An 18,113-nucleotide genomic window follows, 5' to 3' on the forward strand; every position below is an offset into this window, starting at 1 on the left:
TTTACCGGCGTGCGATCGGGAAGCGATCCGCATACCAACGGACAATACGGTCAACGACAATTTCGCGGTGGTTCCACAGTCGATACGTGTGCTCAAAGTTGCGATAGTATTCGACTTGCAAAGACCTCTGGTCGGGAACCAAGCCAAACATTTCATCGAACTGATCGACGTCGGACAGTTCCCCGTAGCCTTCGGTGTAGATGTACAACAGGCTCGCGTGGCGATCCAACATCTGCTGGATCTGCTGTGAAACGACGGCGGCTGACTCGCTGGCTTCGAAAAATTCTTCGGCACCGGGCACGTCTGCGGAAACTCGTTGCATCGCGTGGGGAATCAAGCGACGTTTGATCGCATTTCTCCAAAACCGGAAACGCAACGCCTTTTGCCAACGTCGGCGTCGCAGATGCTTCCGCGTCGGAAAAGCCAAACCATCCAAAAAGACGGCTCCGACGACACGGTCTTCCTGGCTTGCGACCTTGTGTCCGTTGTACGCGCCGCTGCACAGTCCGATCACCACAAAGCGATCGCACCCCGAGACGTCTGCCATGCGCGTCATTGCATCCTTCGCATCCAACAAGGCCCTGTTTTCGCCCGGTTTCGAATCCAGCCGAACGGCGCTATCGCCCAGACCTGACAGATCGATCCGCATGCACTCATAGCCTGCGGTCGCCAACGCACGAGCTAGATCGACGTGCAGACGAAAGGGACCACTGCGATGCACCACACCGGCGTTCAGAATCAACGCCATCGGTGGTCGCGACGGGTTGTCCGGCCGCCGGCGCGTTTGTTGCCCAAGGGACTTGGTTCCCAAGATGGTTTCGCTTTCGAATCCGTCTTGCGTCGCGATCGATTCCGACAAGTCGCTCGGAGCCCAATGCGATGCTTCGTGCGGTCGTGTGATCACACCCACTAGGTCATCGTTGTTTCCGAAGCTGCAAATGGTTTCATTCATGTCAGGCATAAATCCCGTTTCGGCGTCAGCATGCCTTTTTGCTCCAACCGCTCGAACAGGTTTTGAATCTGATTGACCAGCGTGCGGGTGGAATGGGGACGCAACCATGCGGTTTCCAAATCGCACAGCCGATTCCAAGAGTATTCCTCTGCGACCGGGACCGTTTTACGCATCGAATTGGTCGGCGTGAAAGCAGGATTCGGATTCGATTGCGATTCGACGACCAAATGAGGAAGTGTCAGTGATTCAAACGGTGGCCGCCACTGAGCCATCTCCTCAACTAGCGATCTTTGGTACTTCCATGCGATGATCTCCTCATATTCAGAATCATCGACCGTTTGCGTTTTCTCGAACCATAGATCCAACATGGTTGAATGTACCCGGCGAAGTTCTGTCAGATATCGGCGGCCATGCAAAACGGGTTCCCATGCGATGATCGAGTGGACGTCGTCTCGGGTGGTCGCGACATCGGTGATCAAGCCAGCACCGGCGCGCAGCCCCAACAAAGCCACCGAGTCACAACCGCTGCGTTCTTTGCAGTGATCGATGGCGTTATTGATGTCGTTTCGCCAAGCGTCCAGTGAACGCACTTCGCTGGGATTGCCAAAAGAATCGCCGTGGCCGCGAAGATCGAACCGCAGCACATGCATGGATTTGCGTGTCAGTTGCTTTGCCAACAACTTCATTGCCCAATGTGTCCGGATGTATTCATGTCCGATCGGCGGAACGAAAACGATGGCTCGCGACGTCGAATCGGTGTGGGATGGCCGGTGGGTGACCCCAAGAAGTTGCGTTTTGCGGTTTCCGAAGAATTCAACTTTCATATCAGTCCCAGAATCCCTTCACTTCTGCGGCATCCTCCGTACGATCTGGCGTTGGCACCGCGGCTTTCCATCTTGACAGAAAACGTAACGCGAACGGGCGTCTCGACCGTGTGATTTCGATGTCCTGCTCCGCAGGCAGTTGCTTCTCCTCTTCGTCGGGTTGGACGTCAGGTTGCTTCGCCGCACGTTCTACCATCTGTGGTTGTGTCGCAGCTTCCAACTTGGACGCCAACTGCCCCAAGGTGTTGACCAGGAAATCTTGGGGACTGAACTTGAATCCCTTCTCACGTTCCACGGACGCGATGATTTGCATCACCAGCAGTGAATGACCACCGACATCGAAGAAGATGTCGTCCAACGCCACGTCGGTATGCTCAAGCATCCGCGTGCAAAGTGACATCAGATACGATTCTGACTGACTGTGTTCGGTTGCCCGATCGTCATGGGCGGCACGTACGTCGTTGGATTCGTCCGGCTTGGGCAATGACTTGTGATCCACTTTGCCATTGTTGGTCAGCGGCATGTGCGGAAGGCTGACAAAGTGCTGTGGCACCATGTAGGGCGGAACGAACTGACGCAAGTGTTTGCGCAACCGACTCGTATCGATCGATTGGCGGTCCGAGGCAACGATGTAGGCGACCAATCGTTTGTCACCCGGTTTGTCTTCACGAACGATCACTGCATTCTGGACGACCAAGGGATGCGACTTCAAATGCGTCTCGATTTCACCCAGCTCGATTCGAAACCCGCGAATCTTCACTTGTTTGTCATTGCGACGGACAAATTCCAACTGTCCATCGAAACGCAGTTTCGCAATGTCGCCAGTCCGGTACAGTCGATCGCTGACGTAGTCGGCGAAAGGGTTTCGATACCGGTTTTCGATGAACTTTTCGTCGGTCAGATCGTCGCGATTTCGATAGCCACGGGTGACCCCCGCCCCGCCGACATGAAGTTCGCCTTCGCAACCCGGCGGCGTTTCGCGACCTTGTGAATCCAATAGATAGATTTGAGTGTTCCCGATCGGCTTGCCGATCAGAATCGGAGCAGTTCCATCAGTGATCTTGTAGGCGGCGGACCATACGGTGGTTTCGGTGGGCCCATACATGTTCCAAAGTTCGTCACAGTCCTTCAGCAACGGGCCGACGATCTCGCCCGGCATGGGTTCACCACCGCACAAGGCTTTCAGGGTTTGGGGCATATCGCTTTGGCCAACTGTTTCAGCCTGACGGTCCAGAGCCTTGAGCGATGACCATCGGGACTGGATCAACAGACGCCAAGTTGATGGAGTCGCCTGCAGCACCGTGATTGCGTGTCGATCGATTGCGTCCGACAACGCGTTTCCATCGGCGGCCGAAACACTGTCCAAGATCACCACCTTTCCGCCGGTGACCGTTGGCAGGAATAGCTCCAAAACTGAAATATCAAACGACAGCGTGGTCACCGCCAGCAAAACGTCATCCGGCGTGAACCCGGGTTCCTGTTGCATCGACATTAGGAAGTTGACGACCGCACCATGAGGAACCTGCACGCCCTTCGGCTTTCCGGTCGATCCCGAGGTGTAGATGACATAGCACAGGTCATCCGGAGCGCCGGCGATGCCCAATGGCTCCGGGCGCTGTTCGGCAATTTGCCGCGTCATCTGATCAAACGCAACCATTGGTTTGTTGAACTGCGCAACGCGGTCGATCAGGTGCGATTGAGTGACAATCATCGTCAATCCCGAATGATCGCACATGTACGCTAAACGGTCGGTCGGGTAGGCCGGGTCCAGCGGAACGTACGCCGCGCCCGCTTTCATGATCGCGTACAGATGCACCAGCATTTGTTCGCTTCGTTCGACACAGATGCCGACAAGATCACCGGTTTGGACACCTTGATTGCGAAGGACACGGGCTTGTTGATTGGATTTCGTTTCCTGTTCGCCGTAGGTCAATCGACGTCCTTGGAACTCAACTGCGTCTCGATCCACAGACTGTTTCGCCTGGGCCTCGAATAACTCGTGCAGCGTCGCGGCGTCGGGCAGGTCTAGCGATGTATCATTCCAATCCGCAATGACCGCTTGTCGTTGCGGGACACTCATTACGGGGCATCGCCCGATCGGTTGCGACGGCGATTCGATCGCAGCGTCCAAGAATGCTTCGAATCCCTGCAGATAGAAACGCATTGCATCCGCGGTGAAGAGATCGCGGTTGTACTGGACCTGCATTTCGATGGAGTCGTCATTCAGGATCACTCCATTGACGAACCAGTCAAAGTTTTCATACGCCCTCGGTTCGATTCCGGGCGTGACCGCCAGACCGTTGAAACCGATCTGGTTGGTGTCGATCATCGGATCGACGTTGAGTGAAACATTGACCATGGGCGGACGACTGGGCTCACGCGGTGGTGCCAGCATGCGGAGCAGGGACCCGAACGACAGTCGTTGATGGTCCAGGGCGTCAAGCATCGCCGTGCGTGTCGTCGTCAAGTGTTCGGCAAACGACAGCGAATCGTCCACTGTGATACGCAGCGGCATCGTGTTGACGCAATGACCGATCAGCTCGGGAAGATCCGTGGCAGCCTGACCTGCGGTCGGGATTCCAAGAATCAGATCATTCGTTCCGCAGATCCGAGAAACAAAGGCTCCGAAACCCGCTAGCATGGCGTTAAATAGGCTGCATCCCGATTTCGCCGAGACTCGCTTTAACTTTGCGATCAAATGCGGGGGTAAGGTGTGATCGTAACGGGCCGCCGCATACGTTCGCAGCTTTCGACGGCGGCCTTGCAGTGGAAGATCCAGGTTGGGGATTCCGCCTTGGTACGTCTGTTTCCAGAACGATTCATCCGCTTGTCGTTGATCGGAGTTTTCGTACTCCTTCATCGCGGATGCGAAATCGCGATAGTCCGTCGGTGGCAGGTCTTGCCGTGGTCGAACACCGATTTCCTGATCGTAGTAGGCGCCCAGGTCATGGCAGAAAACGGACAGAGACCAACCGTCCATGACCAAGTGATGTGTGGTGAAGGTCAGCTTGTGATGATCGTTTGAAAACTTCTGCAACGCGAATCGGATCAACGGTGCTGACGTCAAGTCAAACGGTTCGGTACCTTCGTCACGGATCAAATGGTGTGCGAGTTCTTCACGCTGTTCATTAGGCGACGTCGACCAGTCCAAAAAGCGAATCGACGGCGCTATGGAATCATGGATGCGTACGTCTTTTCCGTTATCGGCGAAGTCGCATCGCAAGGACGCGTGCCTTGCCATGACTCGATTGATTGCGGACCTAAGCGCATCAACATTCAAAGCACCATGAAACGTCAGCGAGCTGATTTCGTTGTAGGCACAATTGGCTTCGTCGCTTTGTTGGCTGGCCAACCAGATTTCCAATTGCGCTTCGCTGCACGGGAACCGATCGTCGGTCGCCCGGGACTGGACGACGACGGGAACGGTGCCATGGGACGTGACGCCGGAGAACGTGGTCTGGCTTGAAGACGGAAACGTGTCCATGGATTCAGTCGAAGGAAATGGTTGGAAGGTGGTCGTGACCGGAGGAGGATTTTTCGCTGTTCACCGGGGCTAGGACGGCAAGCCGACTTGGACGTATTGGCCAGGATTTAGCGTGTCCGCGACGAACCATGCGGGGTTGTTGTTCGTGTCACGACCCAGTTTGGCATTCAAACAAGGCGGAGATGCCGATCGGTCAGTGGGCTGCTGTGCATCGTTGGCGTCGATGGTCTGGGGAACCCCTTGGCCGGGCAGAAATCGGTACTGCTGGCACTCGACGATGGTGTCACGCAACGCCGTGACGAACTGATCGACGTGCTCTGGTCGATGTGCCAGTGTCAGCAAGCAAGGACGGTGGTCCCAAATGTGGATTCCACGTCTTCGCAACCCCGCAAAGAACACTTCGCTGTAAAGCATGTCTTCACGGAACTGGATCTTGAACAACGATCCGAAGTTCGCCAGGAACATCGGTGCGTTCAATTCTTGGAACACACGATTCGACCTTTCGGCCAGATCGTCGGACAAAGCGTTGATGCGTGCGTACGCAGCAGGCCCGCATTTCTTTAGGTGTGTCAGGATCGCTTTGGACGCCGCAAGGGTCAGCGGGTGGCGGACGAAGGTTCCGGCGAAGTAGGTCATTCCCGCTTCCGGTCGACTGTCGTCCCCGTAGTTCCAAAAACCGCCGTCCAGGCCAGCCATGTACTCGGATCGACCGGCAACAACACCGATCGGCATGCCGCCGCCGACAATCTTTCCATAGGACGCCAGATCTGCCTTGACTCCAAAATGTTCTTGAGCGCCGCCCAGGCCGATCCGGAATCCGGAGATGACTTCGTCAAAGATCAACGCCGTGGGCTGATTCGCCGTCATGCGTTCCAGCGATTTCAAGAAGGCCTGTGGCTGAAGTTCCGGTTTGCGGCTTTGCACCGGTTCGACAAGAACCGCGGCCAAGCGATCCAGATTGTCTTCGATGATCTGTAGCGATTGCTCGGCACCGTATTCCAGGACCAGTGTGTTCGTGACGTAGTCCTTGGGGATTCCGGTCGCCGCAGGAAAGCTTTTTTGTTTCTTGCTGCCACGGACGACCACTTCATCCAAGATTCCGTGGTAATCGCCGTTGAACATCACGATCAAGTCGCGACCGGTGTAGTTGCGTGCCAAACGCGTGCACCCGAGAACGGCTTCGGACCCCGTGTTGCTGAAGGCCATCCGATCGTGGCCGGTCAGTTCACAAAAGATCCTGGCGACTTCGCCCGCAAGTGGCGTTTGTGGTCCGATAGAAAAGTCATTTTGCAGCTGGTCGGTGATCGCGTCGACGATCACGTCATGCCCGTGCCCCAAGATGTTGGAGCCGAAACCACAAGTGAAATCGATGTACTCGTTGCCATCGATGTCCCAAAGGTGGACGCCCTTGCTGCGATCCACAACGATCGGATGCGTCATCTCTTTCAAGTTGGGACGGAAACCGGAGACGGTTCGTGGGTCGGCCAGATACCGGCGGTGTTCCTGGGCGTAAGACTTGCTGCGTGGCATGATGCTCTGATTCATTGCAATCATGGCATCCAGCGCCTTTTGCTGTTCGGAATCCAGTTCACCGTCTTGCAGTTTGACCGTGTCATAGCGTTTCGCTCGAGGAGCGACATCGCTGACGGTCGTTTCCGTATCGGTCGTTTTCGCTGTATCACCAGCCTGTTGCTTGGATGAAACGCTGTCGGAGGATTGCTGCTGGTCGGCTGCCGGTTTTAGCGTGTTTTGCTGTGTTTTCTGGGCCGTAACTGTGGGCTGGTCGATCGTCGTTGGTGCGATCGGGCGTTGTGCGAAGACGGCCAGTTGTTTCCGACGGTGACAGTTCCTTCCAACAGTTGTCGGAAATTCACTTCCGTCTCAAATTCCGTGGTCAACGAGGACGCAGTCTGTGTCAAAACCAGTGAATCGAGCCCCATTTCGAAGAAGGTCGTGTCGTCGCTGAACTCACTGACATCGAACCCAGAGGAGTTTTCGAAGACGTGATGAATCCGTTCGATGAGTTGGGGCAATCGATTCATCGTTTCGTGGTGGGCTGGGGGCGTCGGTTGCGTTGATGGACCGGATGCATAGGTGGAATCCGTGGTCAAAGTCTTCTGCACGGTCGGTGGATCGATGAAGAAGCGTTCTCGATCGAAGCTGTACGTGGGAATGGAGACCGGTGTCGACTTTTTTCGTGGCGCGCCGTTGCACGACAGTTTTGACCAGTTCACATCGGTCCCGCTGGCCCACAGCTGGGCAATCGCGGTCGTCGTCGCCGACCATTCGGCTTGATTGTCCGCTCGGTCAGACAGGGTGGGATAGGCCAGTTGCTGCTTGGGTGACGCGGCGTGCTGCTTTGCCAGACTGGACAGCGTTTTTCGCGGTCCCAATTCCAACAGGATTCTCGTCGGGTCACCATCGTCCTCGGACCAGACCCTTTGGATCGCGGATGAAAACCGCACGGGTGCCCGCAGATGATTTGCCCAGTATTCCGGGTTGGTTGCTTCGTGATCGGTCATCCATTGCCCGGTCACCGTTGAAAGAATCGGAATGTTCGGCGCTGCGAATTCGAACTGTTCGGCAAACTGTTGGAACGGCTGGACCACCGGATCCATCATGGGAGAATGGAAGGCGTGAGAGGTGTGCAATCGTCGACAGACGACAGAGTCACCCTCAAGCTTCGGCTGCAATTGGCTGACCTGATCCGTGGGACCGGCGACAACGCACAGGTTGGGACCGTTGTATGACGCGATGGCCATGTCGCCCCACAGCATCGTTTCGACATCGCTGCCTGGTTTTCGCACGCTCAGCATGCTGCCCCCGGGTAGTTCTTGCATCAGTCGGCCACGTTCGGTGATCAGTTTCAGTCCGACGTCCAAGGTGAAGACGCCCGACACACAGGCCGCGGCAAATTCGCCGATGGAATGCCCGATCATCGCCGATGGTTCAAAGCCCCACGCCATCCACATCCGCGACAGCGAGACGCCAAGTGCGAACAATGCCGGCTGTGTGAATCGGGTGTTGCGAAGAATCTCTTCGGAGGCCGCTTCATCACCACGTGGCGGAAACATGACTTCGCGAAGATCACGTTCCAGCAACGGCAGTAAGATCTCGCTGCACTCATCCAGACAATCACGGAACACGGTCGAGTGTTCGTAAAGATCCTGGCCCATCCGGACGTACTGCGTGCCTTGGCCCGGGTACATGAACACGAGGTCGCGAGGTCTGGGGGAAGCATGACTGCGAATGAAGTCTTGCGGCGACCTTTCGTCTAACTTGCGGCGGGCTTCTTCGGCGGACCTTGCGACGACCGCGGCTCGGTGGCGGAAGTGCTGACGTCGGTGCTGTAGGGTCGCGGCGATATCGCTCAGTTCATCGTCACGATTGGAATGCTGAAAACAGATTTTCAGTTCCTCAACGTTCCCTTCCAGCGAGCGTTCTGTTTTGGCAGAAATCGGCAGGATGCTGAACGGCAGTTCCTGTCCGGTTTGGTGATCATCGGCCAACGCAATTGCCGGTGCGTCTTCTAACACCACATGGGCATTGGTGCCGCCGACGCCAAAGGAACTGACACCGGCGCGGCGGGGAACATCGGACGATGGCCAAGGCGTCCGTCGGTCGCAAACGTTCAAGGGGCTGTCCGAGAACGGAATCTGCGGGTTGGGTTTGGAATAGTTGATGGTCGCGGGGATCGTTTGATGATGCATCGACATCGCGACTTTGATCAGGCCGGCAACCCCCGCGGCGGATACGGTATGTCCGATATTCGATTTGACACTTCCGATCGCACAGAACGGTTTCCCGAATGATGACGGGCCGAACGCCTTGGACAGTGCTGAAACTTCGATCGGGTCGCCAAGCGGCGTTGCCGTTCCGTGGGCTTCGACATAGGAGATTGAATCCGGGGTGAATCCCGCCATCCGATGGGCAGCGGCGATCGCGTTTGCTTGGCCTTTCAAACTGGGGGCCGAAAAACTCGCTTTCTGGCCGCCGTCATTGTTGATTCCATAGCCTTTGATCACCGCATAGACACGGTCATTGTCATTGATGGCATCCTGCAGACGTTTCAACACAACCACGCCCGCACCATCGCTGAACAACGTCCCGCTCGCATCTGCATCGAAGGGGCGACAGTGTCCGTCTTTCGAAAAGATGCTGCCGTCTTGGTGAAGGTGTCCCTGGTTTTGTGGGAACGTGATCGAGACACCGCCGGCCAAGGCGACATCGCAGTCGCCCAGCCGAAGCGACTGGCACGCCTGGATCACCGCGACTAGCGACGTGGAGCATGCCGTGTTCACGTTGACCGCTGGGCCTCGAAGATCTAGTGCGTGGGCGACTCGCGTCGCGATGTAGTCCTTTTCGTTGTGAATGCCCAGTTTGAAATCGTCGACCTCAAGAACGACTCGCGGATTGGTCAGCAAATTCTTGGTCAGGTAGGTCGTCGCATAGGTTCCCGCCCAAATTCCGATGCGGTTTTCGGTCTTGCCGGGGATGGCACCGGCGTCTTCCAGTGCCGTCCACGCCAGTTCCATCATGATCCGCTGTTGGGGATCAGTAAGCTCCGCATCGCGCGGCGTCATGCCAAAGAATTTGCGGTCGAAACAATCGGCATCGTCAACAACGCCACGAGCGGCAACGTAGCCAGGATGTGAGGTGACGCTTTCCTTCAAGCCGGAGTCCAATTCGTTTGGCTGAAAGAACCGAATCGATTCACGTCCTTCGATCAGGTTGTTCCAAAACTGCTGCAGATTCGCCGCGCCCGGCATTCGGGCTGCAATTCCGACGATCGCGTATGCAGCTTGGTGGACGGTGTTCGAATCGGTGGTGCCAGAATCGGGTTTGGCTTTTTCGTTTGTCGTACCGGCAAGGTCGACCAGCGATGCGATCGTGGGATGATCGAAAAACTCAGCGGGCGTGATGTTCAATCCGATTTCTTCTGCCGCGCGAGCGATCATCGCAACGGCACGCAGCGAACTGCCGCCCAGGTGCAAGAAGTTGTCTTCAATTCCGACGCGGTCAAGCTGAAGCAGTTCGCACCAAATCTTCGCAAGCTGCTTTTCGACTTCGGTTTTCGGTGCGGCATAATCGGTGCTGACGTCGGGGCGATCCGATGGAGGCAATGGGAATTGGTCTCGGTCCAGTTTTCCTGACGGGGTTTGGGGAAACTGATCAATTTCTACAAACCGCTGCGGGATCATGTACGCCGGCAATCGTTGCTCCAGCGTTTGCCGCATCTGGGAAAGATCAACAGCACCGTTGGTGGATGCGATGACGTATCCGACCAAGCGTTTTTCGCTCGGGATGTCCTCTCGCAGAACCGCAGCCGCTTGAGCCACGTTGGGGTGATCGAGCATCGCGGCGTCGATTTCACCGAGTTCGATCCGGTGGCCATCCAGCTTGATTTGGCTGTCCATGCGGCCGAGGTGATCGATCCGGCCGTCGTCGGTCAATCTGGCCAAATCACCCGTGCGATAGACACGATGACCCTTCCAATCGGTGAATCGCTGTTGGTTCAGCTCGGGCCGATTCCGGTAACCCAACGTCACGCCTTCGCCGGCGATCAGCAGTTCACCGGGATCGCCGGGCAGGCAAAGCGAATCGTTGGGGTCAACGATGAAAATCTGGGTATTAGCGATAGGTCGACCGATCAGGATTCGACTATGATCACGCCCAATTCGCTGGCCGGTCGAATAGACCGTGGTTTCGGTCGGACCGTACAGATTCCAAAGCTCTGTGCCATGGTCCAACAGCTTCATCGCCAGGTCATGTGTCAACGGTTCGCCGGCGGAGACGAACCGCATATCGGCACGATTCGGCAGACCGCCGGACAGCAAGATCCGCCACATGGCCGGCGTCGCCTGCATGAAGTTGACGGCGTACCGATCGATCGCCGCGGTCAGGGCAGTCGCATCCTTGGCGGTCTGTCGATCCACAACGACCAAGCTGCCACCGGCCAACAGCGGCAGAAACATCTCAACGACGCTGATATCGAAAGACAGAGTCGTCGTCGCCAGCAGGCGGTCTTGTTCACCGAACCCTGGCGTCTCCAGCATGCTGGATAACAGGTTCAGCATTGCATGATGTTGAACCATCACGCCCTTGGGTTTCCCGGTCGAACCCGATGTGTAGATGACGTAGGCCACATCGGATTTCAAATCGATCTCGCCAGCCGCGGCAAGCTTCGGCACCGTGTGATTGTCTGCACCGGTGGTCACTGCCGACCAGTCGTCGACGATGGTGGTTTCCACGTCGAACGATCCGATCAAAGTCGCTTGTTGGCGATGCGAAACGATGTGGCCCAGACCGCTGTCTTCGACCATCAGCCGCAGACGATCCGACGGATACTCGGGATCAAGCGGGACGTAGCCCGCACCGGACTTCAAAATGCCTAGCAACAGCGCAGGGGTGTCGACGTCACGATTGCTGCAAAGTCCGACCAAGTCACCGACGCCGACGCCGCGTCGCCGAAGATGAACCGCCAGTTGATCGCTCTTGGTCTTCAGTTGGCGATACGTTTGCGTGTCATCACCGGACAGAACAGCGATCGCGTCGGGTCGGCGTTCACATACTTGATCGATCAGCGCGTGAACGGGAAACTGTGGAACGTCACGAACCGTGGCTGCGTTGATGCGTTGATAGTATTCAGCGGCGCCATTCATGCGTCATCATCGTCGGCAGAATTCGGCGAAAGCTCTCGCCGGAGCGGGGTCCGGGAATGCTCCGTTTGAAAGCTACGTCGGAATCACCTAGCGGTGACCAACGCGCTGCTGCCGAGAAGGAAAGTCGTTTGAAGCGACGATTGCGCGACCGATTATTCGCGATGTTTCAGTTGCACAGATGACGCGGGTTCAAACGGTCGGATGCACCCTGACTGTCTCGCGCGTTAGAGCGGGGCTACCAGATGACGCGACTGGTCCCTTCTGATCGGTTTCCGTCGTTCTTCAACCAGAAGTTCTTCGCGGCGATCCTTCCTGACCTTCTTCTCTGTGCCTTCGTGCCTCTGTGAGAGACATCTGTCTGGGACGGATCTGGGGTTTCGCACGGAGGCACCAAGACACGGAGGTTTGGGGCGGGGGAGGTTCATCCGGGAATCTCTGGCCAGCTTTGACAGCCCAAACTGACAGTTTGATGAGTCCGAAAAGAGAATTGCGGAATCAAGTGAACGAGGAACAGCATTCAGTAATCGCTGTCAAACGCGTTGGTGTCCACGGAGAACGGAGCGACACCCTCGGTCCCAACGAGTCCTGTAAGATTCGGATATCAATTGCCTTCCAGGCCCAGAAGTGCAAGCCAGTTGCAACCAGATCCATTCATTCAATCGCGCCCAAATTGGTTTGGCCAGCCCTGACCGATGATCCGACCAGATCCTTTGCTCCGCTGTTCATAATCGTAATCCCGGTGTCCATGCCGGGTGATCCCTCCTGAAGACGATACCCCACCAGATCTTTCATGGTCGTTAGGCCGATCCCCGTCTCGGTTTGTCCCGGTTGTGTAAACCGCGGATCGCCTACGATTGGCCGAGTGTCGGAAGGGTGAGGATCAATGTTGAAGTACAGGTTGTTGCGGAACACTGTGTTGATTCCGACGGCGTTTCTCCCCCACTGCCCAACGCCTTCGAAGTAGAAAATGTTGTTTTCGAATCGCGAGTTGACTGGGGTGCGTCCGTTGACAAAGACTTCGACATCTAAACCAGCACGAATAAAGTGCGTGTTGTTGTAAACGTGGACGTTCTCCGCCTTCTTCTCTTTCTCGAATCCGTAGAAGTAGATGCCTTCACGGTCATTCTGGCTGATGTTGTACCGAATCACGACATTGCGGGTGGGGCGTTTCATGATTCCGCAGAACCAGTTGTTGTCGTGACTGTAGTTGTACTGAATGAAGGTGTTGATGCAGTTGTAGTCGGCGTCAAAACCACCGCGATCGATCCCGCCTTCGCCTCGGTTCCCGTAGGCTTCGTTGTACTGGATCTTCATGCCGTCAGTGTTGAAGCAAAAAATGCTGTGCCCCGTGCTTTGACGGCTGCTGTTGGCCAGCGTGTTGTTTTCATAGACCGCATCCTTGCTGACCCGAGCGATGACATTGTTCCGTCCGGTCGAATCGACACGGTTGCCCGCGACGTAAACACGTGTCCATAGATTCCGGCTTTCATGACGCCCCGGGAACAAGCGGACTTTTCCACATGACGAGTCATTGCCGATCCCAACACCCCCCACGTTTTCGACGACATTGTTCGTAATACGCAGATCATCGAAGGTCGCGGATCGGAGTTTGCGAATATGGACATGGATTCCCCCACGTCGTTTTCCTGCGACCATTCCGTTGACGTCGTGAACGTGGCAATCGTCGATGTAAACGTGTTGATGCACGCCTTCTGTTTCATCGGCGAGCACATAGATGCCGAACAGATCGCCCTGTTCTTCGGTTGTGCCGTCGGTGTTGGTGATTTCCAATCCGTCGACTTCCCAATAGGAAGGGTTTTTCAGCAAGAGCCCGGCGATGTGTCGCCCCTGAGCATGAATGACCGGACGCCTGCCCTTGCCATAGGCCGTCACACCAATCGGATTCCCGTCGACTCCCTGGCCAGTCGGTGCCAACATTCCAACAAATGTTTGTCCGCGTTTGAGCAGGATACTGTCACCGGGACTCAGTTCAATCGAGCTTACTTCATCGAATTTCCGCTGAGTATCGACTCGGTATTCGGCGGCTTGGCCGATGCTCGATAGCGTTAATACGAAAAGGGAAATGTAGGTGCTCCGATGAATCATTGGTCTGAATTCTGTTGCAGAGATACGGGGTGGATGATTCAATGGGGTGGATCTCTCAAGTCCTTCGAGTCGAGGCTGAATCGCAAGCTGACCGGGGATCTGCGCCGGTCAATTGAGCACATTGGCCAGAGCGAATCCTCCATCACACAGACGCAACCTGAGAATGGCCTCATTGAGTCCAGGGGAAACGATCGTATCGGCGATTATTCGCGATCAGTTGGTAGCCAGCAGCTTTTGAAGTTTGTTGATGGTCAGCGCATGCTCGGGATTGTTCGCCAAGTTGTTCCATTCGTGCGGATCGCTGGCGTGGTCGTACAGTTCCAATGATCCATCTTCGTAACGGATCAATCGAAGACTGCCGTCTTGAACGGCCGCGAAATTTCGCTTGAATGTCAATGCGGGATGATTCCATGGGTGTTTCGGGTTTTTCAACAATGGTTTCAAGCTACGTCCGATCACCTTTTCATTCGGCGGCAAACCACACAGGTCGACCAACGTCGGGTAGATATCAAGTAGGCTGACGACGCGGTCGCACGTCTGCCCCGCACCCATTCCCGGCGCGCTGATAAACAGCGGCGCGACACCGGATCTGTTCCATGGCGTGTGCTTTTGGAAGGTGTTCTTTTCGCCCATGTGATAGCCGTGATCACTCCACAAAACGACGATCGTGTTGTCCTTGTAGGGGCTCGCATCCAGCGCGTCTAAGACTTCGCCGACTTTGGTGTCCGCGAAAGTGATGCTGGCCAGGTAGGCATGGACCATGTTGCGCCACTGATTATTTTCGATCGCCCACTGCGTCCGCGGGTATCCTTCGTTAAGCTGTTCCAATGCGGCCTGTGGCAGGTCGTCGAAATCGTCGGGCCTGTATTCGGGCAGTGTTAGCTTCGCGGCGTCGTACATGTCGAAGTACTTTTTCGGGACGTACCACGGAACATGCGGTCGCAAGAATCCGACCATCAGCATGAACGGCTTTTCATGTGTCTCGTCCAGCCGATCGACGGCCCACCGCGCGGCCAACGAATCGCTCATCTCCGCTTCGTCGTAAGGGTATTCCGCCCAATCCGTCAGCGTCTTGTTGCTGGGGAAGTTGATCTTTGTCCGTTTGCCATCTTCGCCGTGGATGAAATCCCAGTTTCCACGTCCGCCGCTCAGATCAACGCTGCGGGTAGGCACATGACGATGCAGGATCTTTCCGACCGCCATCGTCTCATAACCTCGGTCACCCAAGTAGGTGTGCAGCAATGAGGATCCCATCGCCTCCACACGCTGCTGGACCTCGCTATCCTTCGGTTGCAACTTTGTTGTATTCAAATCGGCAAAGTGAATGCCGCTCATCAAGCTAGCCCGCGACGGACCGCACAGCGGGTACGCACAATACGCTCGCGAGAAATATGTCCCGCGACTGGCCAACCGGTCGATGTTGGGCGTGATGGCTTGCTCGTGACCAGCACAACCGAGCCAGTTGTTCAAATCATCGACCGCGATGAACAGCACGTTCGGATGATCGGTACCTGCGTTTTGCTCCGCGTGGCTGGGCTTGCCAAGGCATGTCAAAAACACAGCCAGCAAAAGCAATTGGGACAGTCGATTCATGTGTCTCATGTGGATGGGGCTCAAAGAGGAATCTGTTGAACGATTCAGGCAGTCCATTCTTGGTGCAACAATCTATCGGGCCAAGCTGGAGCCAACTTGGCTCAGATCAATCGGCTCGATTTCGAGTCGGAGCGCCGGAGAACCTCCTTGAAAGCGATAGACGCGATCTTGCATTGCATCCCGGTCAAACATCGGGTCCGCGTACAGCAACTTCACGGCGTCTTTGCCTGCAACGACCTTCTCGCCACTGACCAAGTCGGTTCCGAGCGGTGAAGCAGGCTTGAAAGCCTTCTTCTGATTTTGTGTGAAACAGAGCGAGTCTCGAATGCGTGGCAGATTGCTGTGATACGGGTAGTTCTTCTTTCCATCACCGCTGAGGAAATATCCCATCTTTTCGCTGGTGTCCGTTGGCGGAAAGAAGATATTCCTTTCGTTCTTGATCGCCTCCTTCACACTGGAACCGCCGATCATCCGTACTTCGCCACGCATGAACATGGGCGTGAAGACAAAGTTGTTGACGATTTCGCAGGCTCCTTTCACGCCAATGCCGCGTTCGGAGTGCGTGATCACGTTTTCTTTGATGATGGTGTAGCTTGGGTTGTCATCCAAACGGATCGTTCCAGCGACGTGGTAGTTGTGGTGCAAGAAGTTCCGCACCAGTCGGTTGTTCTTCCCCATCGCGGATAGGTAGATCGCGTTTCCATCGCCGAGTTTCAGTAGCATGCGTGAGATGTCATTTTGCTCCACGAGGTTTTCTCTGGCATGAAGCAGCGGCAGGAAATGCTCGATTGCGGTCTTCCGTTCGGACCGGAGACCGGCAAGCGTGTACGGCTCGCACTCCTGGGTTCGAATGCTGCTGACCCACGCACGACGGAACGGAGTTCGATTGACCAGGTAGAACTCATGCGGCCGGCAACCGCTGATCACGAGTCCGTTGTACGGCACATCGCGTATCGTATTGTGCGTGATCTGGTTGTGACCGCTTTGCGTGATAAAGATGCCTGCCGAATGCCAATACAACTGGCCAATGTCATGAATGAAGTTGTCCGTCACGACATTGTGGTGATTCACGTCCTTCGTGCCCGGGCCATACCCGCTGAGCACGATGCCGTTTCCGCCCAAGTGCGAAAGGCGGCTGCTTGACAACGTGATCTTTTGGCAATGCAAGTCCAACCGGATACCGGTTCCGCTGCTGTGGCTGATTTCGCATCGGCTGACCACGCAATCCTCCGCGTGCCGAAAACGGATCGCCGCGTTGCCTTTGTCGTACATCTCCCAGTCGTGCTGCAGTCCGCGGTCGCCTTCGACCAAGGTATCACGCAATCCGTGTCGAAACGTCAGCCCCTCGAAACGAAGGTTCTTGGTGAACGGCCCATCTTCTTGCCCTTCGACGCGAATCAACTCCTGCAGGTACGGCGCGATGATCTCCATTTCTTTAACATCGCGATCGGGCCATAGATTCAGCCGCCCTTCGCTGCTGTCGAACACCCATTCGCCGGGTTCATCCAGATAGTCGATGGCGTTTTCGATCCAGTAGGGCTTGGTGGGTTTCGTTGGCTGGTAGGTCGGATCCACCGCCATCCACGCGGTTTTCGTTTTCTCGTCGATCCTGTCCAGCGGAATCAGGTTGTAGATCCAACGTCGTTCGCGCAGAACGATCTCGATGTCCCCCGTGTTTTTCCAGCTTCGCATATCATCGCCGCGATAGGTGATGTCACGATCGAACGGCGCAACCGGTTCACCTTCATAGTCGAGTGCACGGTAGATCTTCTTGCCTTGCATGTTGTAGTCGTTGTCACGCTTGCGATCGGCGTAGAACAGTTCGCCCGACGTGGACCGCTGAAGAAGTCGGTCACGGTCATAGAGGGATTTGATGACCCATTTTCCGTTTGGCATCGAAGGAACATCGGCGAACCACAACTTGCCTTGTGCCGCGACGGCAGTGCCCTCTGGGTCACGGTCACATTTCGTCCACTGAGAGATCGCGACTCCGGCCGAAAACACAGGGTTTTCGCCCGGGAACGCCTTGTACGAGACCGGTGCACCGGGGCGGCCGGAATCGTCTGGACCGAAGACCACCGTTTCGCGAAGCTCGTACGCTCCTCCGCGTATCAGGACGTCCACGCCATCGGTGACTTCACTCGCGGGCGTTTGCTGGGCTTTGATCAATTCCCGCACTTTTCGACGGGCCCCATCAAGTGTCGCCAAAGGTCCATCGTTGCCCTGCGGGTCGGCATAACGGCCCGACCATTGATCGTTACCGTTGACCGCAACGTAAAGAACCGTCTTCGCAGCGAATACCGTCGAGTGCATCATCGCTAGCGAAAGCAGGACGGCGATCACGGGGAAGAAAAATCCTTGGGTTTCGTCCGCCTGTCGCTGTGTTGCGGCACCGGAAATGGTCCAAAGCTGGCTGAATTGGACGTTGGTTTCTCTCATTCTCACAGGTTTCCAGTCACTTGTCGCTACGACGTTGTTCCTTCGCAAACACC

The 18,113-nt window shown here is 55.9% G+C and carries 8 protein-coding genes; all 8 read right to left on the minus strand.

What is annotated here, in order from left to right:
• Position 1: 1 nt before the first annotated feature.
• Positions 2-952: an alpha/beta fold hydrolase gene (locus Mal65_RS12910; RefSeq protein WP_165701241.1), complete on the minus strand. Its 951-nt coding sequence runs from the start codon at positions 950-952 to the stop codon at positions 2-4.
• Positions 949-1,776 (minus strand): alpha/beta fold hydrolase, encoded by an 828-nt coding sequence (locus Mal65_RS12915; protein ID WP_145298177.1) that lies wholly within the window; start codon positions 1,774-1,776, stop codon positions 949-951. The genes Mal65_RS12910 and Mal65_RS12915 overlap by 4 nt, the downstream gene beginning before the upstream one ends.
• 1 nt (position 1,777) lies before the next feature.
• The gene (locus Mal65_RS12920; RefSeq protein ID WP_145298179.1) at positions 1,778-5,260 is read right to left on the minus strand and encodes a non-ribosomal peptide synthetase; all 3,483 of its coding nucleotides are present in this window, start codon (positions 5,258-5,260) and stop codon (positions 1,778-1,780) included.
• A 69-nt stretch (positions 5,261-5,329) separates the two neighbouring features.
• Positions 5,330-6,805 carry an aspartate aminotransferase family protein gene (locus tag Mal65_RS12925; RefSeq protein WP_165701242.1) on the minus strand — a complete coding sequence of 492 codons (1,476 nt, stop codon included), beginning with the start codon at positions 6,803-6,805 and terminating at the stop codon, positions 5,330-5,332.
• 194 nt (positions 6,806-6,999) lie between these two features.
• Positions 7,000-11,922 carry a polyketide synthase gene (locus Mal65_RS12930; RefSeq protein WP_145298185.1) on the minus strand — a complete coding sequence of 1,641 codons (4,923 nt, stop codon included), beginning with the start codon at positions 11,920-11,922 and terminating at the stop codon, positions 7,000-7,002.
• Positions 11,923-12,573: 651 nt separating this feature from the next.
• Positions 12,574-14,028, minus strand: a complete 1,455-nt coding sequence (locus Mal65_RS12935; RefSeq protein ID WP_145298189.1) for a right-handed parallel beta-helix repeat-containing protein — start codon at positions 14,026-14,028, stop codon at positions 12,574-12,576.
• A 213-nt stretch (positions 14,029-14,241) separates the two neighbouring features.
• Positions 14,242-15,621: a sulfatase gene (locus Mal65_RS12940; protein ID WP_165701243.1), complete on the minus strand. Its 1,380-nt coding sequence runs from the start codon at positions 15,619-15,621 to the stop codon at positions 14,242-14,244.
• A 72-nt stretch (positions 15,622-15,693) separates the two neighbouring features.
• A complete protein-coding gene (locus tag Mal65_RS12945) occupies positions 15,694-18,060 on the minus strand; it encodes a right-handed parallel beta-helix repeat-containing protein (protein ID WP_145298195.1) in 2,367 nt (788 codons plus the stop codon).
• Between the last annotated feature and the right edge of the window lie 53 nt (positions 18,061-18,113).

The sequence above is a fragment of the Crateriforma conspicua genome (genome assembly GCF_007752935.1).
Taxonomy (GTDB): domain Bacteria; phylum Planctomycetota; class Planctomycetia; order Pirellulales; family Pirellulaceae; genus Crateriforma; species Crateriforma conspicua.

Bases quoted from the DNA above. Each gene is read 5' to 3' on its own strand.
- Mal65_RS12910 (WP_165701241.1), bottom strand. From the start codon at position 952: ATGAATGAAACCATTTGCAGCTTCGGAAACAACGATGACCTAGTGGGT.
- Mal65_RS12915 (WP_145298177.1), bottom strand. From the start codon at position 1,776: ATGAAAGTTGAATTCTTCGGAAACCGCAAAACGCAACTTCTTGGGGTC.
- Mal65_RS12920 (WP_145298179.1), bottom strand. From the start codon at position 5,260: ATGGACACGTTTCCGTCTTCAAGCCAGACCACGTTCTCCGGCGTCACG.
- Mal65_RS12925 (WP_165701242.1), bottom strand. From the start codon at position 6,805: ATGAATCAGAGCATCATGCCACGCAGCAAGTCTTACGCCCAGGAACAC.
- Mal65_RS12930 (WP_145298185.1), bottom strand. From the start codon at position 11,922: ATGAATGGCGCCGCTGAATACTATCAACGCATCAACGCAGCCACGGTT.
- Mal65_RS12935 (WP_145298189.1), bottom strand. From the start codon at position 14,028: ATGATTCATCGGAGCACCTACATTTCCCTTTTCGTATTAACGCTATCG.
- Mal65_RS12940 (WP_165701243.1), bottom strand. From the start codon at position 15,621: ATGAATCGACTGTCCCAATTGCTTTTGCTGGCTGTGTTTTTGACATGC.
- Mal65_RS12945 (WP_145298195.1), bottom strand. From the start codon at position 18,060: ATGAGAGAAACCAACGTCCAATTCAGCCAGCTTTGGACCATTTCCGGT.